This is a genomic window from Methylocaldum szegediense (assembly GCF_949769195.1).
Classification (GTDB): domain Bacteria; phylum Pseudomonadota; class Gammaproteobacteria; order Methylococcales; family Methylococcaceae; genus Methylocaldum; species Methylocaldum szegediense.
This window is the reverse complement of sequence record NZ_OX458333.1, coordinates 3770072-3791702: the sequence shown is the minus strand read 5'-3', so window position 1 is coordinate 3791702 and position 21631 is coordinate 3770072. Positions and strand designations below refer to the sequence as shown.

Genomic DNA, 21631 nt, shown 5'->3' with positions numbered 1-21631 from the left:
AGCTTCCTAAAATTTGGCAATTCTGTCAGGGGGTTGGTTCCGTCCAAGCGATCGCTCGGATCTCTCCTGAAAAGGAAGAACGTCCCGGTAGAGCCATTGCCCGCCCCTTAACTTCGGCAATTGTCTTTGTCCTTTCGTGCCCGCGACGTGATTCACGGAAGCCTGTGCGTCTTTGGGTTTACAGCCATGGCGCAGCAGGATTTAAACAGTACCGAATTGTTCTTGAACAGGCTCTTCAGGGGCGATTTATTCGTACCCGCAAGAAAGTCCCCTATTCCACCACAGCGTGTTATATCGTCGGCCATATGCCGCGCGCCCCACACATACCCTACCCAACCGATAGTCGGTACCAAACACTCCCCCATACTTCATCCTTGCCTGTTTTCGCACATTGTGTCCCCAACTTTGCGGAGTCTAAACGATGTAGCTCGACCAATGTCGGAACGGCTGCGAATATACGTGTAAAATCGCATATTTAGAGCGCTCATCTCCACTACAGAGGCTGAACTCTCGCCGAATTCCCCGTCCAACAATAAAGTGCGGGAATGCAGGGTCTTCACTGTCTAAAATGAGAACGTCCAGGCACAATCTATGTCTTTCAGCAATCGGAAAGGTCCGGTCATCCAATCTCAGGACCCGCGCGTGCGAAACGCCATCGTGTACAATCTTCCTTTCAGCAATCTGGATGGCTCGCCAGCGACCCCGACCATGCTTTCCTTTATCCGCCGCTTGAAGCACAGTTACGAAAGTGTTTTGAAGCATATCCCGCCGGACGATGAGGGACGCTTTCTCGAACTGCGGCGAAATCTGCAATCAATCAGCTTCGGCGAGGCAGTGCTGGAAAAAAGCGAGTTGATTCAAACGAAAGAGCATCATCCGCTGCAGGTCGCCGTTCTCGGCCCCACCCAGGCCGGAAAAAGCTCGGTCATCAATTGGTTGCTCGAAAAAAAACTCGCTGAGGTCAGTCCTCTGGCCGGTTTTACCGTTCATCCGCAAGGCTTTTACATCAATCTCTCTCCCGACCGTGTGGAATGGATCGACGGGTATTTCCGTCACTATCAGCGCTGCCCTCGGGATGCCTTACCGTCGGACCGTTATGACTGCTTTGCGCTCGTTGAAACGACGACCGATGCGCGGCACCCCTTGAGCGGTACCGTACTTTGGGATACTCCGGATTTCGATTCCGTCGATGCCGATGAGTACCGGCAGGCCGTGCTTCGCGTAGCCGCCCTAGCGGACGTGGTATTGCTGATCTTGAGCAAGGACAAGTACGCCGACTTGTCGGTTTGGGAGTTGATCGGCCTGTTGGAACCGCTGTCTCAACCCACCGTGATCTGCTTGAACAAGATCGAGAAAGCGTCTTACCAGACTTTGGCGGAGTCGCTGCAGGAGAAATGGCGAAATGCCAGACGGGATCCGCCGCCTCCCATCATCACCGTTCCATATTTAGAAAATATCCAAGCGGATGATTTTGCCCTGTTGCACAGCGAGCGCGCACAGCTCCTCAACGCCGTAGATCGGGCGATCCGCGGAGTTCACCGCAAGCAACACGCGAAAAGCGCCAAGCGCTTCGTCCAAATTCACTGGCGCGACTGGCTGGTGCCGGTCAAAGCCGAGCACAACCTGAAGGCCGAGTGGCGCAACCTGGTCGACGAGGCCGTGCGCGACAGCTTGAACATCTACAAGCGGGACTATCTCAATCACCCGCACCATTACGAAACGTTTCAGAGGGCGCTAGCGGAACTCTTGACCCTGCTCGAGATTCCCGGCCTCGCTGGTACGCTGCTCACTGCACGCAAGATCGTCACCTGGCCGGTTCGACAGATCGTCAAACTCGGCCGAGCCGTAGGTGGTCGCCGCCAACAAAGTGTCAGCGGCGAAGCGGCGATCTTGCACCAGGCAGCTGAACATCTGTTCATCCGTCTCAGCGAGACCATACTCTTAAAACGGGAAGAGGAACCCTTCCGGCAAGCCTGGTGGAAGGAGCTGGCGGAATTGCTCCGAAGCGCCAGACCGGTTCTAGCCAACCGTTATGCCGTGGCCGTCGACCAATACCTGCGAGCCTTCCAGCCGCAGATCGAAAAAACAGCGCACGGACTGTACGATCGGCTGCGGGAACATCCGGCGGTTCTGAACAGCCTCAGGGCAACACGCGTCACCACCGATGCAGCAGCCCTAGCGGTAGCCCTGCATACGGGCGGCATCGGTGTGCAGGATTTCATCATCGCACCGGCCATGCTCTCCCTCACCACCATGCTGACCGAGAGCGCCTTGGGGCGTTACATGAACAAAGCGGCAGCCGAGCTCAAGCAGCAACAGTTCAAAGCCGTGGAAGAATTGTTCAACAAGACTGTTCATACCTATTTGAACAGTCTGCCGGAACAAATGGACACCTCCCGACAGTTCAACATTCCCCGCGAGGCTATCGACTCGGCCGAGGCGCAACTGGATTAAACCATGCAAATAACTTTCGAACAGCTACTTTCGACCGCAAGAAGCTGGGCGGAAAAAGCCCAATCCGGGGGGTGGCTGACGTCGGGAGACGTCCAGTCCCTGTACGAAATGGAGGTCCGGACGCCGGCAGCTTTGTTCGAGTCCGGAACACACCGTCCCCTGGTCGCGGCCTTTTTCGGCGGCACGGGCGTCGGCAAGAGTACCCTGCTGAACCGGCTCGCCGGCCAGTCCATCGCCCGAACTGGCGTCGAACGCCCGACATCTCGCGAGGTATCCCTCTATCTCCACGATTCGGTGAAGATCCAACATCTTCCGAAAGACTTCCCTACCGACCGGGTGCGTATCGCCTATCACCACGACGACCGACGCAGACAAGTCCTCTGGATCGACATGCCCGACATCGACAGCACCGAACTGAGCAATCGTCAGCTCGTGCTGGATTGGCTGCCCCACATCGACGTCTTGATTTACGTGGTCAGCCCCGAACGCTATCGCGACGACAAAGGCTGGCGCTTGCTGCAGGCACACGGCGGTGAACATGCCTGGCTGTTCGTGATGAACCAGTGGGATCGCGGCCATCCCGCCCAGGTCGAGGATTTCGCCAAACTCCTGGCCAAGGCGGGATTCAGAAATCCCATTTTGCTCCGCACCGACAGCCGTGAAATCGAAGGTGAACGCAAGCTTGATGATTTCGAGACTTTACAGGCCATACTCCAGGATATGGCTGACCGCCACGTCATCCATCAACTGGAACTGCGAGCGGAAGCCCTGCGCCTGGATGCGCTGCGGAAGGCTTTGAACGATTGCCTCGAAAAGCTCGGCAACCGCGACGGCTACACCGGACTCGAACCCAACTGGTCCGGCATCTGGAGGGAAACCCGTGAGGATTTGATGAAAGGGTTGGAATGGCCGATCCAGGAGGTCGCCCGCGCCTTCGTGACTCACGAGGCCAGCGTGCTGCGCCGGCGTATCGACTTGACCAAGACGCCCGACGAGAAACCACGATCCGAAAAAGCGCGACCGGAATCGATCTTATGGGATGAGTGGGCCGAGAGCCGGTATCAAGATGCGCAAGATCGCCTGATCGTCGAAGCCGGCGAACGGGGACTCGCCGTGATCCCGCTCAAAGCGAGACTGGATGCGGTGGGGAACGGCGTAGGCCGCACCGTTCTCGCGGAAGGACAGCGATCGCTGCGGCTGGCCCTGGCCAATCCGGGAAACGCGTTGCAGCGCTTTTTCCTGAAACTTTCCGGCTTCTTGTCGGTCCTCCTGCCTCTGATCGCCATCGGCTGGGTGTCCTATCAAGTCGTCAAAGGCTATTACGAAAGCGCGCTTTATCACCTAGGCTATCTGGGCACCGATTTCGCCATACACAGCGCCTTGCTCATCGTCCTATCCTGGCTGCTCCCCTATTTCCTTTATCGAAAACTGAAACCCTCAGCCGAACGAACGGCGATCAAAGGCCTTCGGGACGGCATCGCGTTAGGCTTGGATCTGAGCGGCGACCGCGTGGTGGAGCAACTCCGGGAGATGGAGAAAGAACGACAGATCCTGGTCGAAGAGGGCCGTCGCATCGCCAACCTTTCGGCACCAACCGAAACGCCCGCCGTTCAGGGCTCGAAATTGCTGGAACGGGTCCTCCCGGCATCCGCCCGCATTCGTCAGAAAACCACGGGCTAGCTTTTTTTTATGGTTCGGCGGCGCGGCATTTTAAGAATGCGCCAATGAAAGCGCTTTGGAATTGAACAGGGCTCAGAAGGTGCTGGCAAGGAATGTGCGTCGAACGGCAATCCGTGCACTTGGAAATGACGCACGAACCGTCTTGGACATCTCCCCAAAGCGGGCTACGCGACACCGCGTAGGGATTCGAGACTACACGCCACGATCGTAGGTCGACCTTCCCTTGCCGACACTACGCCATGTTTACCGGCGAGTTGTGCTGGTAAAGAATTCCTGACCTAATCGCCACCTTACTCCTACCATCCGTGGTTTTAACCAATTGCGGACGAATCTGTTGGTGTTCCCCGATTACTCCATGACATCAAAGTAACTCTTGTCCACGCCGCATTCCGGGCACACCCAGTCGTCCGGAATGTCTTCCCATCGCGTGCCCGGGGCTATGCCGGAATCGGGGTCGCCTAGCTCCTCATCGTAGACATAACCGCAAGCGGAACAAATGAACTTTCGATATTGGGACATAGGGTAACGGCTCCTCTAGTTATTCTTATGAAAAGTGAAAGTGTCCCCCAAGCCGGCATGAGTGCCTCGCCCATCCGGCATCTTTAGAACAAGACGATGCGGCGCTCAGCCGGCTCCGATATCGTCCAGGTATTTCTCAGCATCCAGCGCCGCCATACACCCCGATCCCGCCGAGGTCACGGCTTGTCGGTAAATGGGATCGGCCACGTCGCCCGCGGCGAAGACGCCGGGCACGCTGGTCGCCGTTGCGTTTCCTTCCAATCCGCTTTTCACGATGATGTAACCATCGCGCATATCCAATTGGCCGGCGAAAATCTCGGTGTTGGGCGTATGCCCGATGGCGATGAAAACGCCGTCCACCTGCAAGTCCTTGGTCGAGCCGTCCGTCACGCTCTTGATGCGCAGTCCGGTAACGCCGGAATCGTCGCCGAGAACTTCATCCACCACGTGGTTCCATTCGATGGTCACGTTCCCGGACCGTGCGCGTTGTAGCAGTCTGTCGGCAAGGATCTTCTCGGACCGGAACTTGTCGCGTCGATGCACGACGGTGACGTGGGACGCGATGTTGGCGAGATAAAGGGCTTCCTCCACCGCCGTATTCCCGCCCCCGACGACTGCCACGGGCTTGTTGCGATAGAAGAATCCGTCGCAGGTCGCGCACGCCGATACCCCCCTGCCTTTGAACGCCTCCTCGGAGGGCAGTCCCAGGTAGCGAGCGGACGCACCCGTCGCGATGATCAGAGCATCACAAGTGTATACGCCGGAATCGCCGGTCAGCCGGAAGGGCCTGGACGACAGATCGGCGGTGTGAATATGATCGAAAACGATCTCCGTATCGAAACGCTCGGCGTGACGGCGCATACGTTCCATGAGATCCGGGCCGAGCAGTCCTTCGGGATCGCCGGGCCAGTTGTCCACCTCGGTGGTTGTGGTCAATTGCCCACCCATCTGAATGCCGGTGATGAGGACCGGCTTTAAATTGGCCCGTGCCGCATAGATGGCGGCGGTATATCCGGCCGGACCCGATCCCAGGATCAATAACCGGCAATGTTTTTGGTCCGTCATAGGCTCCTCGGTTCGGTTTATCGCAACAACAAAATTCCAAGTATGACGACAAGTTTTTCGGGCGTAAAGCCCGGCTCTTGATTAAATCACGCTGATTTTGAACAATACCGCGGTTATTTATTTCTTTGATTTGGTGAGAATTTTGTCGCAATTTCACAAAAAGCTCACGATCGGTCAGGATCTGGGCTCGGTATTGGTCAGAGGGCTGCGCGAGGCAGCCTTTTTGATTTACCTGGCCATTTCATTGTTTTTCCTGATCTCCTTGATGACTTTCGACGCGAGCGATCCGGGCTGGACTCACACTGGCACGGGACGCCCTATCGCCAATGGCGGCGGCGCGGTCGGAGCCTGGCTTGCAGATTTTGCCCTTTCCCTGTTCGGGCTTCCGGCTTTTTTGTTTCCGTTCCTGCTGTCAGGCTACGGTTACGCCGTCTACAAAGGCCCCGCGTCGAAAGAACCCTACGGTGCCGTGAATTATCTGTTGCGCTGGTTCGGTTTCGGAGCCGCGATGGCGTCGGGCTCCGCGTTGGCCGATATTCATCTGTTGCGCGTGCCTTTTCCCCTTCCGGAAACCGCCGGCGGAATCCTGGGCCAGGAAGCGGCCGGGCTATTGATCGGAGCCTTCGGCACGACCGGTGCGACGGTACTGCTCGTTTCATTTTTCCTGGCCGGGGTTTCGCTCTACACCAGCCTTTCCTGGCTGGGTTTGCTGGACGCGGTGGGAAAAGGCGGATTGATGATCGCCAACGGCTTGTTCGCCGCTTTCCAGGCGCTCGGCGGAGCATCCCGAGGGGAGCCAAACAATCAGGAAAGCCAAGCACGGATCGACCCGCCGCGGGAGAAAATCAAGCCCAAGCGGATCGAACCCACAGTCAAACGCAAATCCCAAGCACCGGAAATCAAGGACGCCAAGGAACCTAGGGGACCGCTACGGTTCCACAGGGCTACGACCTCGACCAAGACACTTCTGCCCAACGAGGGCGAACTACCGCCCCTCGATCTCCTCAACAGTGTCGCGCCGAAGATCAAGGGCTACTCCGATGCGGCATTGGAGGAAATGTCTCAAATGGTCGAGTCCATTCTCGCGGATTTCGGCGTAGAGGTCGAGGTCACCGAGGTACACCCTGGCCCCGTCATCACGCGGTTCGAAATTCAACCGGCGGCCGGTGTCAAAGTGAGCCGCATCAGCGGACTGGCGAAGGACCTGGCGCGTGCCTTGTCCGTCACCAGCGTGCGAGTGGTGGAAATCATTCCCGGCAAGTCGGTCATCGGTCTCGAAATCCCTAACGAGGAACGCGAAACCGTATTGCTCCATTCGGTGCTTTCGTCTGAGCCTTACCAGCAATCCACATCGCCCTTGACCCTAGTGCTCGGCAAGGACATCGGCGGCCAGCCGGTAGTGGCCAATCTAGCCCGCATGCCTCACCTCCTGGTCGCCGGCACCACCGGTTCCGGCAAGTCGGTCGCCATCAACGTCATGATCCTCAGCATATTGTACAAGGCCCGACCCGACGAGGTCCGCCTGATCATGATCGACCCCAAGATGCTGGAACTGTCCGTATACGAAGGCATTCCCCATCTCTTGACCCCGGTCGTGACCGACATGAAGGAAGCCGCCAACGCCCTGCGCTGGTGCGTAGCGGAAATGGAGCGGCGCTACAAGCTGATGTCCATGATGGGTGTCCGCAATCTGGCAGGTTTCAATCAGAAGGTCAGCGAGGCCATCGAAGCCGGCGAGCCGATTCTCGATCCCACCTGGTCCGCCGAACAAGCTTTGGAAGGCGAAGAGCCCCCTACCCTCGCCCCCCTGCCCTATATCGTCATCGTCATCGACGAGTTGGCGGATATGATGATGATCGTGGGCAAGAAGGTGGAGGAACTGATCGCTCGCCTCGCCCAAAAGGCGCGCGCCGCCGGCCTGCATTTGATTCTGGCCACCCAGCGGCCGTCGGTGGATGTCCTTACCGGTTTGATCAAGGCCAATATCCCGACCCGTATCGCTTTCCAGGTCTCGTCGCGCATTGACTCGCGAACCATTATCGATCAAGGCGGGGCAGAAACATTGCTAGGCAACGGCGACATGCTCTTCCTCCCGCCAGGCACGGGGCTGCCGATGCGGGCGCACGGCGCCTTCGTCTCCGACCAGGAAGTGCACAACGTGGTCGAATTCCTGAAGAAAACGGGGCGCGCCGAATACATCGACGAGATCACACGCTTCTCCGAGGACAGCGGCGATTTTTCCGGCGGTAAATCGTCCGGCGGCGGAGACGGGGAAGATCTGGATCCTCTCTACGATGAAGCCGTCCGCTTCGTCACGGAATCGCGCAAGGCTTCTATCTCCAGCGTGCAGCGCCGGTTCAAGGTGGGCTATAACCGCGCGGCGCGGATGATCGAGGACATGGAGAGAGCGGGCATTGTCGGCCCCGCCGAATCGAATGGAAGCCGCGAGGTCCTGGCTCCACCACCGCCGGATGTCTGAGCACATGGCCGAAACCAGAGTGCCGATGCATGTATCAGATGTAGGGTGGGTTAGGCGCGCATCGCAAGGAATTCGCAAGGTTTCTTTGACGTTTCCGTGCGCCGTAACCCACCAAGATGCAACCCATGAAGCATGCCACCGAATTTGTGGGTTACGGCGCGCCGAAATGCCAAAGGAACTTTCCAGACTCGATGTGGTGTGCACCTAACCTGCCCTACAAGCTGACGCTTTGTTATTGAATTATCTCTGGGTCGGCTTTTTCCTGGCCGCCTTCGTTTCCGGACTGGTTCAGTGGCTGTGGCTGGACGACGCCGAGGTATTTGCACGCCTGATGCAGGCGGTGTTCGACAGCGCCAAGGCCGCGTTCGAAATCGCCTTAGGACTGACCGGAGCCTTGACGTTTTGGCTCGGAATCCTACGGGTCGGCGAGCGTGGCGGCTTTCTCAAGCTGCTTACCCGCGGGCTGACGCCGTTACTTCACCGCCTGATGCCGCAAGTCCCCCCGAATCATCCGGCCATGGGAGCGGTTGTAATGAATCTCTCGGCGAACATCCTGGGACTGGACAACGCCGCGACCCCCCTGGGTATCAAGGCTATGCGGGAACTGCAAAGCCTGAACCCGAAACCGGATACGGCCAGCGACGCCCAGATTCTCTTTTTCGTGATCAATGCGTCGTCCATCACTCTGTTTCCGATCTCGATTCTGGCGTTTCGGGCACAGATGGGCGCAGCCCATCCAGGGGATGTCGTGGTTCCGATCCTGATGGCGACCTTCTGCTCCACGCTCGCAGGCTTTGCAAGTGTCGCCCTACGGCAGCACATTGGCCTACGCGATCCGGTCGTTCTGGCTTATATCGGCGGATTCGGCCTGGCGATCATCGGCTTGGCGTTCTATTTTGGCAGCCTGAATCAGGACGAGATGCAGCGGAACTCGGCGTCGTTTAGCAATCTCTTGCTGTTTTCGCTGATCGCCCTGTTCCTGGCCGGTGCGATTCGTCATCGCATCAACGCTTATGAGGCTTTCGTCGACGGCGCCAAAGAAGGATTTCACACCGCGATCACCATCCTGCCCTATCTGGTGGCGATGCTGGTTGCCGTCGGTGTATTGCGAGCGAGCGGATTGCTCGATGCCATCATGTCCGGAATGCGTTTTCTTTGCGAGGCGGCGCAAATCGACGGACGCTTCGTCGACGCCCTGCCGACCGCGTTGATCAAGCCCTTCAGCGGCAGCGGGGCACGCGCGATGATGCTAGACAGCATGCGCGCCTTTGGGGTCGATTCCTTTCCGGCACGCCTCGCGACCATCATTCAGGGCAGCACCGAGACGACGTTCTACGTGCTTGCGGTGTATTTCGGAGCGGCCGGTGTCAAAAACGTCAGATATGCGATAGGCTGCGGGCTTTTGGCGGATCTGGCCGGAGTGCTCGCGGCCATTGTGATTACCTATCGATTCTTTGGTTGAAAACATCATGCGCGTCAACTTGAAAGCCTTAGGCTGCCGCCTCAACGAGGCGGAACTCGAATCCTGGGCCCGACAATTTCAGCGAGAAGGGTATCGCATCGTCGGCGACACCGAGGAAGCCGATCTCATCGTGCTTAATTCTTGTGCGGTCACCCAGGAGGCTGTACGTAAGTCCCGGCATTTGATCCGCCGCACGGCGCGCGAGAATCCAAAAGCAAAGGTGGTCCTAAGCGGATGCTACGCCACTTTGAACCGCGAAGAAGCCGAAAACTTGGGTGTCGATCTCGTGGTCACCAATGAGCACAAAGCGCAACTGATCGACATTGCCAAAAAAGAACTCGATCTACCAGTGATGCCGGCGTTTTCGACCGATCCGGGCGAGTCTGCCCTATTCCGGCTCGGCCGCCAGCGCGCTTTCGTAAAGGTTCAGGACGGTTGCCGTTACCGCTGCACGTTCTGCATCGTCACGGTCGCGCGGGGCGAAGAACGGAGCCGCACCATCGACGAGATTGTCGCCGAGATTGCCGAGCTGCATGCCCAAGGCGTCCAGGAAGCAGTGCTCACCGGCGTTCATCTGGGTGGATATGGCAGCGATCTCGGCTTGGGGTTAGATCAATTGATTCGCGCCCTGCTCGAACGCACCGACATTCCGCGCCTACGCCTCGGTTCCCTAGAACCTTGGGACTTACCGGAATCCTTCAGCGAACTCTTCGAAAATCCGAGGTTCATGCCGCACCTTCATCTTCCTCTGCAGAGCGGGTCCGATTCGGTGTTGAGACGCATGGCGCGGCGCTGCAAGACCGCCGATTTCGCCCGCCTGGTGGAGCAATTGCGGAAGGACGTTCCCGACATCAATATCACCACCGACGTGATCGTCGGATTTCCCGGCGAAACGGAAGCGGAATGGGAGGAGAGTTTGACCTTCATCGAAGGGATCGGGTTCGGTCATATCCATATCTTCGCCTATTCGCCCCGCTCCGGCACCAAAGCCGCGGGAATGCCGGGCCATATACCAGCCGAGATCAAGAAAGCAAGGAGCCGTGCGCTACACGAGGTTTCTGAAAAACAGAAGCGGAAAACCTTCGAGCGATTCCTGGGCCGCGAATTTCCTGTTCTTTGGGAAACCGAGCACTCGGCCCCAAATCAGCCCCTTGAAGCCTTCGGTTATACGCCGAATTATCTCCGGGTTGCCGTTCGAGCCGAACCGGGTGAATCTTTGACGAACCGCATCACTACGGTTCGGCTGACGGCTGTCGCCGACCCGGGCGATCATGTACTCGCCGAAGCGGTATCGGATTGCTCCCCGAGCCCTCCTTCCAAGAGATAGAGCGTCGCGCCAATCACCGCGGCCGGCGGGATCAGGACATTCAACACCGGAATCGTGAGTCCCAGCGTCACCAAACCACCGAAGCTGAACACCCCCAAAGGCAGTTTCCGTGCGATGCGGCGCTGTTCGTCAAACCGATAACCATAAGCTTCGAGCGGATAGGCTAGATACTCGAGCGCCAAAAACCAGATGCTGAACGCCACCCAAAAGAACGGCGCGATGAGGTTGAGGCCCGGGATCAGGAATAGCACCAGCAGCGGAACGGCGCGGACCAGAAAATAAAGCAAGCGTTTTACCTCTGACAGAGAATCAGCTACCAGCGACTTGCCCAACGAGACCTCAGCGGCAGGGGCTTCTTGGCCCTTTAGCAAGACGATCGTCTTTTCTGCCAGGACGCCGTAGAACGCCGCTCCAACCAGATTGGCCAGCAGGGTAAACGTGAAATACACGATCATCAAAAAGCTCAGCCCGAACAGAGGCCAAAGCAGCCAGCGCAGAAAATCCAGCCAAGCCGGCACCAGCCAATCGACGAAAGCCGAAAAGTAATAAAATCCAGCGGCGAGAGCCACGCCGTAAAGCACCAGGTTAATCAACAGGGGAATCCCTACCAGATGGCGCAGGCCCGGCTTTGCGAGCATACGAAGCCCTCGCAGCAAACAGGCGGCGGAAAGATGTAGATTGTTGAGCTTTTTGGTATTGACTGGAGCATTCATGAATGGTCTGGTCCGAAACGAGTGATACGTTGGTGTCGATATGTTCGATCTCAGCGACCAGTATACCGTTTGCGGCTCTCGGGCAAGTCGAGCACAAGGGACATGGCGGTTCTGATCTATGCGCCAAGGTTCACGTCGAAATTCTCGCTCAGCAGTTCCAGGCGTGCGTAGGGGCGGCTCAAGGCATCCTTAAGAATCAAGGAGCACAGAAACAGCGCGTCCTTGCCTAAGATGCAGGGTACTGTGATGGTCTGTACCGCCACGTCCTTCCTCAGGTGACCGTAATGCCGCAGCCCGCATTGCCCTACCCGCCACGTCTAGCTAGTACAAAACGTCATCAGGCCTGAAGCCGCAGATTCCAGGGAACGTAACCTTTGGCTAGAAACTGATTTTGACGCCGCCCTCGACGATATGTTGGTCGAGATTGGATTGGCCCAATCGGCTTTCGTAACGTAGGTACAGGCCGTTGCCTTCCTGCAAAGCGAGACTCAGCGAGCCACCTAGGTTGACATAGTCTCGATCTGGCTTGCCGGTGTAGATGGCGAAGTTGCCGAGATTGCTGGAGGTATTGGACAGGCGCATGGCGATCGGACGGTTGTCGTTGAGATATTGGTGCTCCCACTCCACCCGTATGGACGGCGTGATAACTCCGAACGGAGTGCTGAAAACCCGACTAACCTGTAGGCCGACGTCGCTAACCAGGGAGTGATTCAGCTGCCCGCCCACCGACAAGGCCAATCCGGAGCCGCCTTTTTCCTGGTAGGCATCAATGTGCAGGTTGAGGTATTCGAAGCGAACCTGGGGACTAATCTGCCAAGCCCCGAAATTGAAATCCCGCCCCCGCTCAAAGCGATAGTGAACTGATCACCCGAGGGCGTCGCGTGGGTATGGCCGGCGAAGCCCGGATAGCGGAAACGGCGGTTAAAGGTGTAATCGGTGCCGCCATAACTGGCCAGCCAGTCCACATAGAAATCCTGGGGCAGGTAGTAACCGCCGTAGAAGCTCCCTAGGAAGGTATCGCTATCCAAGGAACCAGCGCCCCAATGGTAGCGGGAAGAAGTATTGGTGTAATTCACCGCCACACCCGCCACTAGGTTATCGGTAAAGCGGTAATCCATCCCGAAGGTCACATTGCGAGTCTCAAAATCCGATCCGCGCTCGAAAGCATTGCCGTTTACGCCGCCGATGTTGAAACGACTTTGGATGAACATCCCCAAAGGACTGTCGCGGAGCGGCGATCCGGCATCCTCATTGGCCTTCAGCAGCAAGTTCTTGGAGAATTGCAGACCGTTAAGATTAAGCGAAAAGGCCGGAGTGGTCCCTCGCCGCAGGCCGGTCAGACGGGTGAACACCGCGTCCATGCGGGTGGAATTGAATTTCACCGGGATGCCGGCCTGATTGGGCACCTGATCTGGAGTCAAAGACTGGATAGCCTGCTGTTTCTGTTCCGGCGTCATGGACTGCAGTTCCGCGCAACGCAGCCCCAAAGCCTCACTGGGGTTGAGACAGGCCTCATCGAGGGCGGCGGAGAAGTTCTGCTGATCGAGGGTTAAACCTTCAGTTTCTACCAGATCGGGCACGAAGCTCCAGGGCAAAAGCTGGCCGCTACCTGAGCCAAACGAAGCGCCGTTCAGAAAGGCCTGATTAGCTTCTACGGTCGGATCGAAATAGATGTTGTAGTCGCCGCTGATGCCGGCCAATTGGGCCATACCGCCGGGAAGATTGATGGTGCGCACATAAAGGGCTGCACCCGCAGTGTTGTTGCCATCCTGCAGGATCAGGGTTTGGCCCGGATTCAGGGTAAGCGAGCCCCAGGCGAAATTGTTGAGAAATCCTGCAGCCTGAGCACCCCGGTCCTCGCCGGCCAATTGCAGGATGTGCTCAGAGTTCCCCAACTCGCTTTCGGCAAAAATCAGCTCGGCCTTGGTCGTGTTCCACAGAGTGCTCTGGGTGCTGGCGTTGAGAAAATCGCCGGTGATGATGAAAGTATCGCCGCTCCCACCCACTAAATAGCCTTCGGGCCCCACTACCAGGTTATTGAACTGATTGGTGGAAGGGTCGCTGATATAGGCGCCGCTGTTGGTAAAAGTCCCATTGAACTGAACCTGGGTATCGGTAATCTTGAAAGTCCCCTGATTGGTCACATTGCCATTGAAAATGCGAGTACCCGAACCGCTTACATTGACTGTGCCGAGGTTATTCAGTTCGCCTTGGAAGCTGCCGCCGGAATAATTGAAATTGCCCTGGTTGTCGAAGTGGCCCACCGTCAGATTGCCATCTACCAGGTTCAGATCGCCAGTCCGAAGATCGAGATGATTGGTGCTGAGTGTGCCACCACCAGTGATGGTGGTACTCCCGGCCATCTGGACAAAGCCGCCGGGTTCCAGCTCATCAATGGCACCGTCCGCCATCGCCCCCCCGGAAATCTTCAGGTTCCCGGCATTGGTAAAAGATCCGAAAATCTGGACGTTGCCGCTGTTGTTGAAAACGCCGGCATTGGTGAAATTGGTGAGTCCGGGAACAACGAGGGTGGCGCCAGCATTATTAAGCGTACCCCTATTGGTGTAGTCGCTCAGGATACCGTAGCCTCCCCCGGACGCGAGGTTGAGGGTATTGCCCTGGGGATTGTCTGGCAGTGACTCACCGATGACCGTCACCCGAAACGGAGCGTAATTCGCCACGCTTCCGCCTGGAAGGGTTCCGAACACGCCTTGCCGATTAGGGAAAATCTGGTATTGCAGGGTAAACGCGAACCCGATGTAGTAAACCCCAGGCTCAGTCGGCGCATATAAGGCGCTGTCGGCGAAGTTATTGGGGATCACCCCGATCTGAGTGCCAAAACCAGGCGGGATCCCACCATTGTAAAATGCCTGAGACCCCGCAGGGGCAGGCGCTATCCAGGCGGTATAGAGCTGGATGATGCAGCCCGGACAATAGCTGGTGTCGTTTTCCTGGATGTGGTAATTGCCGGCCACACCGACAAAGGCGCCTCCGGTTACGATAGCTGAATTGCCATGGATGATTCCCTCGCCTTGACCTTCTCCCCCCACCGAGGAGAAATGAGGATTGAAAATCTGAACCTCTCGGCCGATCACATTCCAGCTTACCGTATCGGCGAGAATAGCCGCCTGCAAGGTGAAGGGAGCAAAGACCAAGAGTGGGCCATAAAATGCGATTTCCCACCTGACGAGCAGCGCTCTAAAGTTAATTAATTTCCCATTTATTAACATGTGGGCAGAGATTTAATTGTCCCTCATTCCAATTCAATTCCAATTTTTCCTCAGCTTCACCAGACCTTCGTGGCCCAGCACCACTTCTAGGTCTTCTATGGTTTTTTCAGGCTGGCTGAACAGTCCCCGTGCTCGTAGGCTTCTCAGGCGGGATAGCTCCAGGGTATCGGCGATGGACCTAATGCCTGCGGTGGCATCCTCACGAGATTGAGCTCGATGATGATTTATGCCGAATCGGGGGCTGGCGGCGGCGATTTCCTTAGCTCAAGATTTCAAGGCGGTGATCGCGCCGCAGCGTTTGCGGTTCCATTGCGAACAGACCTCCGCTCTTTGGTATTCGCGCTTTTTTCTAACTGTACAGTACCCAGGTCGGCAAGGAATACATCCCAAAACGCATTGGCTTCCGTGAGGTCTTTTTGGCAAAACTCCGTCGCCTTGCGAGCCTTAAGCTTGGCTGCATCGCGCTAGGGAGTTCCAGGCTGGACCTTGATGATTGGCAGCAACTGCTGTAACCGGGTTGGGGAGGTGGTAGGGGAACCTCTGTAATTTGGGCTTGCGCTCGGGGAGACGGGAGCGGAATAGCTTGATAGGAAAACGTTCGTCTCTTCAAAATCGTCATGCGCGAGGACACATCGTTATGGTTTGCGTGAACTACCGGCTTGGTGCGGGAACCCGCGTGCTACGGTTCTGTCTCTACTGACCGTACCCTTGAGTTACAAAATACCCAGTATAGGCCATAGTAGCTTGAGTTGTTCCGACTCCGGAACACACGCTATTCCGTCTTCGCGAACGGCCAATGGAGGATTTGATATCGATGTCTCAGCGCGTCATCCACGACACAACGATTGAATGCCTACAGGGAAACATCGCCGATCAGCCCGACATGGAGGCGATTGTTAACGCCGCCAACGCCGCGTTACGCACGGGCGGAGGCGTAGCCGGCGCTATCCATCGGGCGGCAGGACCTGGACTTGAGCAGGAATGCCGGCCATTGGCTCCCATTCGCCCCGGTGAAGCCGTCATAACGGGCGCCCATAAGCTGCCTAACCGTTACGTGATTCACTGTCTCGGTCCAGTCTACGGGGGCGACGAACCCGCCGCCGAATTGCTGGCATCCTGCTACCGCAACGCGCTTCACCTGGCCGAGCAGAATAACATTCGGTCCATCGCCTTTCCCGCTCTTTCAACCGGCGCCTTCGGCTATCCTATGGAAGCGGCGGCGCGCATTGCCTTTGAAACTATCCTCGAAGAAGCGCCGAAACTCACCTCAGTCAAGCACATACGCTTCGTCCTGTTCCAAGCGAAAGACCGAGAGCTGCACGAGAGAATCCTCGACGAGATCTCGGAACGCAGGCCTGAAGGCTAGCGCTGTGGCGACACCTCATTCGGGCGATAAACAAAGGACAAGGAACATGACCACCGACATCGATAGCCTGTTCGCCCCCGGCGATGCCTTGCTCGTCGTGGATGTGCAGAACGATTTCTGTCCGGGCGGAGCGCTGCCGATCGAAAACGGCGACGCGGTGATTCCAGTTCTGAACCGCTGGATCGCGGCGGCCACGCGGCGAAACGTTCCAGTTTACGCCTCGCGCGACTGGCATCCTTTCGAACATGTCTCCTTCAGAGAAAACGGCGGTCCCTGGCCGCCTCACTGCATCCAGGACAGCGCGGGCGCGCGTTTCCATCCCGACCTGAAGCTCCCTGATTCGACGATAGTCGTGACTAAGGGCGTACGCTTCGACCAGGATCAGAACTCCGCCTTCGACCAGACTGGGCTCGGTCAGCACCTCCGCAGAAAGGGCATCAAACGCCTCTGGGTAGGCGGCCTCGCAGAAGATGTGTGCGTGCTCGCCACGGTGTTGGACGCACGTCGGGAAGGCTTCGACGTCATGGTGATCCAGGAAGCTACCCGTCCGGTGTCTCCTCAGGGCGGAGAAGCGGCGCGACGGAAGATGCGAGAGGCCGGTGCCAGTATCGCAGCTTGATCTCCGTATGTAAAATACGGTTGTCAGTAAAAATTCTCGTTATTATTCGCATTTTGTAAGCCGCATTTTCCCGCGTCTACCGAAAACCATCATCCGCATATGATCTCGATGTCCGCCGACACCAAGCAGGGATGTCGCTCGTGGCTGGAGCCGGCTTTTTCGATCGTTACCGCGGCGGCGCTTCATGCTGCGGTTTGGGCCGCCTGGCTCGCCGCCCCGGCGGATCGCGAGCCGGCTGAAACGCCGCCCAGGCTGGTAGAAGTCTCGCTGGTCGCGGCACAGCCGGAAGTGGCTCCGGAACCGCCTCAACCACAGGTACAACAGCCGCCGCCCAAACCGGAGCCGGCGCCGGAAAAACCTGCACCCAAAAAACCGGAGAAACCAAAACCGAAGCCGAAACCCAAACCCAAGCCTGAGCCCCAACCTAAACCCGTGGCGCGAGCCGAGCCCGAACCGGCACAAGACAACGCACCCACGGCGCCGGTCGAGGCCCCGACCGCTCCGGTTAAAGGCAAAGCTGCGGCTCCACCCGCGCCTTTCGTGGAAGCCAGTTACAAGGCGCCGGGACTGAACAATCCGCCGACGCGTTATCCGCGCATCGCGCTGGAAAGACGTTGGGAAGGCAAAGTCACGCTGCGTGTTCAGGTCATGCCGAATGGTTCGCCGGGCGAAATCAAAATTGAGCGTAGCAGCGGCTATGGGATTTTGGACGAAGCGACCGTGGAACAAGTCAAGAACTGGCGCTTTGTGCCCGCGCGCCGCGGAGACCGCGCCGTGGTCTCCTGGGTTATCATCCCGATCGAGTACAAGCTAAAAAGATGAGAAAGGTTGTCGCATGATTCACTTATCCTCCGCCGATATCGTTCAGATCACCCTCTGGGTTCTGATCGCGTTTTCCATCATCACCTGGAGCATCATCTTTTTCAAAAGCTGGACGCTCTGGAACATCGGCAAGCGCAACCGCGGATACAGCAAAGCTTTCTGGGCTGCCCCCGATCTCGCCGCAGCCTCCAGCCTAGAACATGCTACTAGCGCGCTGGGACGCATCGCGGGAGCAGGATTCGGCGTGCTCAAGGACGTGCGCAGCAATACCTCGCGCATGCTGGAGTGGAGCGGTGATATTCAGTCGGTGCTGGAACGATCGCTGCGGCAACAAATCAGCAAGGAGCGCAAGGATCTCGAACAAGGGCTGTCCATGCTGGCCAGCATCGGTAGCACGTCGCCCTTTGTCGGGCTGTTTGGCACGGTCTGGGGCATCATGCACGCGTTGAAGGACATCAGTGAGGCTAAATCGGCCAGCCTCGACGTGGTCGCCGGTCCTATCGGCGAAGCACTCATCGCCACGGCCATCGGCATCGCGGCGGCCATTCCGGCCGTGTTGGCCTATAACTTCTTCCTACGGCGCATCAAGCTGTGCGAAGCGGATCTCGAATACTTCGCCACCGATTTCCTCAACCTCGCTGTAAAAACTGGCCTCAAGGGTGACGGGAGCGAATAACTATGGCGTTCAAGACTGACTCTTCCTCCGATCGGGAGGCGATGAGCGAAATCAACGTGACGCCGCTGGTCGACGTCATGCTGGTATTGCTGGTCGTATTCATCGTCACTGCGCCGCTATTAACCCAGGCCGTGAAGGTCGATCTACCGAAAACCGAAAAAACCGATCCCGCCCCCGACGAACACCTCGCGACTATCGCCATCGACGCCCAAGGCCAAATTACCCTGAACGATCAACCGCAGCCTCTTGAGACATTGGAGCAAGGGCTGCGCGACCTGCAGCAGGCCGACCCGGAACTAATCGTCCAATTCCAGGCCGACACCGCCGTTCCCTACGGCCGGGTCGCAGAAGCCATGGCTGTTGCGCACAAGGCAGGCATCACCAAATTGGCCTTCATCACCCGCGAGTGACCGCTCCCGATACTCCGAAAACCGGGGTTCTCGGGAAAATCCGGGATCGCCACACCGTATTCGTGGCATAATTGGCCCATTCTTAGCGGTTCACACGCATGACGTCGAGCTTACAACGCGGTAGATTCACCACGACCTACGACGAGGAAAGCCTGTGTCGCACCGGCCTCAAAGTCGTACGGACCGAGGCCGAAGCGGTAGCGGCCTTGGCCAAGCGCATCGACGGGAGCTTTGCTTCAGCCTGCAAACTCATGCTCGCCTGCAAGGGGCGCATCATCGTGACCGGGATGGGAAAATCCGGCCATATCGGCGGCAAGATCGCCGCGACTCTGGCGAGCACCGGCACCCCCGCGTTCTTCGTGCATCCGGGCGAAGCCAGCCACGGCGATTTCGGTATGATCACCGTGCACGATGTCGTTCTGGCTTTGTCCAATTCCGGGGAGACCCCTGAGATCCTGGCTATTTTGCATCTCATCAAGCGACTCGGCGTTCCGTTGATCGCCATGACCGGTAACGCCAAGTCCACACTGGCCAAGCAATCGCTGGTGCATATCGACACGTCGGTGAAAGAAGAAGCCTGTCCGCTCGGTCTTGCCCCTACCTCGAGTACAACTGCGACACTGGCAATGGGGGATGCTTTGGCGGTGGCTCTGTTGGAAGCGCGGGGATTTACCCGAGAAGATTTTGCCTTCGCCCATCCGGGCGGAAGCCTCGGACGAAAGCTGCTGACCCGAGTACGAGACATCATGCACACCGGCGTGGAAATCCCGGCGGTACCGGAACACGCTTTGGTGCGCGATGCCGTTTTGGAGATGACTGCGAAAAAACTAGGAATGACCGCTATTGTCGATAACGACTTCCGCGTGCTCGGCATTTTTACCGACGGCGACCTCCGGCGCTTGTTCGAAAAGGCTCGCGACATTCATACCACCCCGATTAACGAAGTCATGACACGAGATTGCACCAAAGTCTCAGCCGAGTTGTTGGCCGCCGAATCGGTACGCATCATGGAAGATAAGCGGATCAACGCTCTTTTGGTGGTGGACGAGACGAACCGGCTGATCGGCGCACTCAATATGCACGATTTGCTGAGAGCCGGGGTAGTTTGATGTCCGAGAGCGTACCGCAAGAGGTGCTGGCCCGTGCGGCCCGTGTCCGTCTGGTCATCTTCGACGTGGACGGCGTTCTAACCGACGGCAGGCTGTTCTTCGATCAGGACGGCCGGGAATACAAGAGCTTTCATGCCCGCGATGGTCATGGCATTAAGCTGCTCCAGAGAACGGGCGTGGCTACGGCAGTCATCTCCGGCCGCCGCTCACAATCGGTGGCTTTGCGCATGGAAAGCCTCGGAATTCGCCACATCTTTCAAGGGTGCGAAAACAAACTGGAAGCGTTCGACCAGCTTCGCCTGGAACTGGCGCTGGCGCCGGACGAGATAGCTCATGTCGGCGATGATCTCCTGGATCTCCCGATCATGCGACGGGTCGGACTGGCGGTCGCAGTGGCCGACGCCCACTTCAGCATTCGACAGCACGCCCACTGGATCACTGCCAACCCCGGCGGAGCAGGCGCCGCGCGCGAAGTCTGCGATCTCATCATGAAAGCCCAAGACACCCTGCAAGGCGTGATCGAGAGTCATTTCTAATGAGCAGTTTTGCTCTGCGTTCGCTGGTGACCTATCTGGCACTGGCTGCCCTGGCCTTGTCGACCTGGTGGCTCGCCGGCATTTTGACACCCGATGAGGAATCCGTGGAATCCGCCGCGCTGGGCACGGTCGATTATTATGCGAAAAACTTGAGTCGAACCTTGATGGACGAAAACGGCAAGCCCAAGCAACTGCTGTTTACGGTGAACCTTACCCATTACGTGGACGGCGACCGTAGCGAATTGACCGAGCCGATCCTAACACTCTACGGAGAAAACGGACCACCTTGGGTTATTCATTCGGATCGCGCTGTCATACCAGGAGACAGCGATACCATATTTTTGAACGGAAATGTCCTAATTCTGCGCGAGCGGGACGAAAATGGCCGGACGTTAAAGATCATCACGCAGAATGCCAGAGTCCAACCCGACAACAACTATGCCGAAACCGACGAGTTCATACAGGTACTCAGCCCACCGGACGAACTGACCGGCAAAGGTGCAAAAGTTCATTTCGGCGATGATCTAAAGGTCACGATACTTTCCGATGTACGAAGAAAGCATGAAATTCCCAATTAACCGCAGTAACTCCCTAGTTCATAGCGGTAACACTTACGTTTCTTTGCCGATCCGTTCTCGACAGGAACTCGCAGGACGTCTCGGCCGCCTCGCCCTAAGCCTGATCGTTTTCCTGTCGTGGTTTTGGGCAAGCGAAAACGTCCTCGCGCTCGACAGCGATTCAAAACAACCGATTTATATCGAAGCCAACACCGCAACATACGATGAGAGAAAAGGCGAAACCGTGTACATAGGCGACGTGAAAGCCACTCAGGGCAGCCTCGAAGTCCAGGGCGATAAAATGGTTGTTTATCAGAAAGGCGGTCGGACCGAAAAAATCGTCGTTACCGGAAATCCGACCAAATTGAAACAAACGCCGGAAGGCGGCAAGGAAGACATTCACGGGACCTCGCAGCGCGCCGATTATTTTCCGGACACTGGAATTCTGATTCTGTATGACAAAGCCTTGGTCTGGCAGGGACAGAATTCGACCGCCAGTGACATCATCGAATACGACACCAAGAATGGTTTGTTTAAAGCCGGAAGTCCCACCACTGGCAGCAAGCGCGTCCACGTAAAAATGCAGCCAAAAGAAAAATCAGAGTGA

The 21631-nt window shown here is 57.3% G+C and carries 18 protein-coding genes and 1 pseudogene; 14 read left to right on the top strand and 5 right to left on the bottom strand.

Annotated elements, in window-relative coordinates; all coding sequences use genetic code 11:
- Window positions 1-591 precede the first annotated feature (591 nt).
- A complete protein-coding gene (locus QEN43_RS16440) occupies window positions 592-2454 on the top strand; it encodes a GTPase domain-containing protein (RefSeq protein ID WP_084161683.1) in 1863 nt (620 codons plus the stop codon).
- 3 nt (window positions 2455-2457) lie between these two features.
- Window positions 2458-4134, top strand: coding sequence for a GTPase (locus QEN43_RS16435; protein WP_051331468.1), 1677 nt, complete (start codon window positions 2458-2460; stop codon window positions 4132-4134).
- A gap of 348 nt (window positions 4135-4482) precedes the next feature.
- Here QEN43_RS16435 and QEN43_RS16430 read toward each other — a convergent pair whose 3' ends face one another.
- Window positions 4483-4653, bottom strand: coding sequence for a rubredoxin (locus QEN43_RS16430; RefSeq protein WP_026609422.1), 171 nt, complete (start codon window positions 4651-4653; stop codon window positions 4483-4485).
- 105 nt (window positions 4654-4758) lie between these two features.
- The gene (trxB, locus tag QEN43_RS16425) at window positions 4759-5718 is read right to left on the bottom strand and encodes a thioredoxin-disulfide reductase (RefSeq protein WP_026609421.1); all 960 of its coding nucleotides are present in this window, start codon (window positions 5716-5718) and stop codon (window positions 4759-4761) included.
- A 142-nt stretch (window positions 5719-5860) separates the two neighbouring features.
- On the opposite strand from trxB, the gene QEN43_RS16420 reads away from it, so the two are divergent.
- From QEN43_RS16420 to mtaB, 3 genes are all read left to right on the top strand, one after another.
- Window positions 5861-8197 (top strand): DNA translocase FtsK, encoded by a 2337-nt coding sequence (locus QEN43_RS16420; RefSeq protein ID WP_156912663.1) that lies wholly within the window; start codon window positions 5861-5863, stop codon window positions 8195-8197.
- 235 nt (window positions 8198-8432) lie between these two features.
- Window positions 8433-9659, top strand: coding sequence for a nucleoside recognition domain-containing protein (locus tag QEN43_RS16415; RefSeq protein ID WP_317963406.1), 1227 nt, complete (start codon window positions 8433-8435; stop codon window positions 9657-9659).
- 7 nt (window positions 9660-9666) lie between these two features.
- A complete protein-coding gene (gene mtaB, locus QEN43_RS16410; protein WP_026609418.1) occupies window positions 9667-10986 on the top strand; it encodes a tRNA (N(6)-L-threonylcarbamoyladenosine(37)-C(2))-methylthiotransferase MtaB in 1320 nt (439 codons plus the stop codon).
- Here the strand turns inward: mtaB and cysZ are convergent.
- From cysZ to QEN43_RS16395, 3 genes and pseudogenes are all read right to left on the bottom strand, one after another.
- On the bottom strand, window positions 10929-11699 hold the full coding sequence (gene cysZ, locus QEN43_RS16405) for a sulfate transporter CysZ (protein WP_026609417.1): 771 nt from the start codon (window positions 11697-11699) through the stop codon (window positions 10929-10931). The genes mtaB and cysZ overlap by 58 nt on opposite strands.
- Window positions 11700-11815: 116 nt before the next feature.
- A complete protein-coding gene (locus QEN43_RS16400) occupies window positions 11816-11962 on the bottom strand; it encodes a hypothetical protein (protein ID WP_156912662.1) in 147 nt (48 codons plus the stop codon).
- A gap of 115 nt (window positions 11963-12077) precedes the next feature.
- Window positions 12078-12817 (bottom strand): annotated as a pseudogene (locus tag QEN43_RS16395) (autotransporter outer membrane beta-barrel domain-containing protein).
- Between the two features lie 2926 nt (window positions 12818-15743).
- On the opposite strand from QEN43_RS16395, the gene QEN43_RS16390 reads away from it, so the two are divergent.
- The 9 genes from QEN43_RS16390 (at window position 15744) to lptA (ending at window position 21631) form a co-directional block, all read left to right on the top strand.
- Window positions 15744-16295 (top strand): macro domain-containing protein, encoded by a 552-nt coding sequence (locus QEN43_RS16390; protein ID WP_026609412.1) that lies wholly within the window; start codon window positions 15744-15746, stop codon window positions 16293-16295.
- A 46-nt stretch (window positions 16296-16341) separates the two neighbouring features.
- Window positions 16342-16914, top strand: a complete 573-nt coding sequence (locus tag QEN43_RS16385) for a nicotinamidase (protein ID WP_026609411.1) — start codon at window positions 16342-16344, stop codon at window positions 16912-16914.
- A 99-nt stretch (window positions 16915-17013) separates the two neighbouring features.
- Entirely contained in the window at window positions 17014-17736 is a 723-nt protein-coding gene (locus QEN43_RS16380; RefSeq protein WP_317963405.1) for an energy transducer TonB, read from the top strand.
- 13 nt (window positions 17737-17749) lie between these two features.
- Window positions 17750-18412, top strand: coding sequence for a MotA/TolQ/ExbB proton channel family protein (locus QEN43_RS16375; RefSeq protein WP_036267910.1), 663 nt, complete (start codon window positions 17750-17752; stop codon window positions 18410-18412).
- A 2-nt stretch (window positions 18413-18414) separates the two neighbouring features.
- The gene (locus QEN43_RS16370) at window positions 18415-18822 is read left to right on the top strand and encodes an ExbD/TolR family protein (protein WP_026609410.1); all 408 of its coding nucleotides are present in this window, start codon (window positions 18415-18417) and stop codon (window positions 18820-18822) included.
- 98 nt (window positions 18823-18920) lie between these two features.
- Window positions 18921-19931, top strand: coding sequence for a KpsF/GutQ family sugar-phosphate isomerase (locus tag QEN43_RS16365; RefSeq protein ID WP_051331466.1), 1011 nt, complete (start codon window positions 18921-18923; stop codon window positions 19929-19931).
- Window positions 19931-20467 (top strand): 3-deoxy-manno-octulosonate-8-phosphatase KdsC, encoded by a 537-nt coding sequence (gene kdsC / locus QEN43_RS16360; RefSeq protein WP_026609408.1) that lies wholly within the window; start codon window positions 19931-19933, stop codon window positions 20465-20467. Before QEN43_RS16365 ends, kdsC begins: the two co-directional genes overlap by 1 nt.
- Window positions 20467-21045, top strand: coding sequence for an LPS export ABC transporter periplasmic protein LptC (gene lptC, locus QEN43_RS16355; RefSeq protein WP_051331465.1), 579 nt, complete (start codon window positions 20467-20469; stop codon window positions 21043-21045). Before kdsC ends, lptC begins: the two co-directional genes overlap by 1 nt.
- Window positions 21029-21631: a lipopolysaccharide transport periplasmic protein LptA gene (gene lptA, locus QEN43_RS16350; protein ID WP_084161997.1), complete on the top strand. Its 603-nt coding sequence runs from the start codon at window positions 21029-21031 to the stop codon at window positions 21629-21631. Before lptC ends, lptA begins: the two co-directional genes overlap by 17 nt.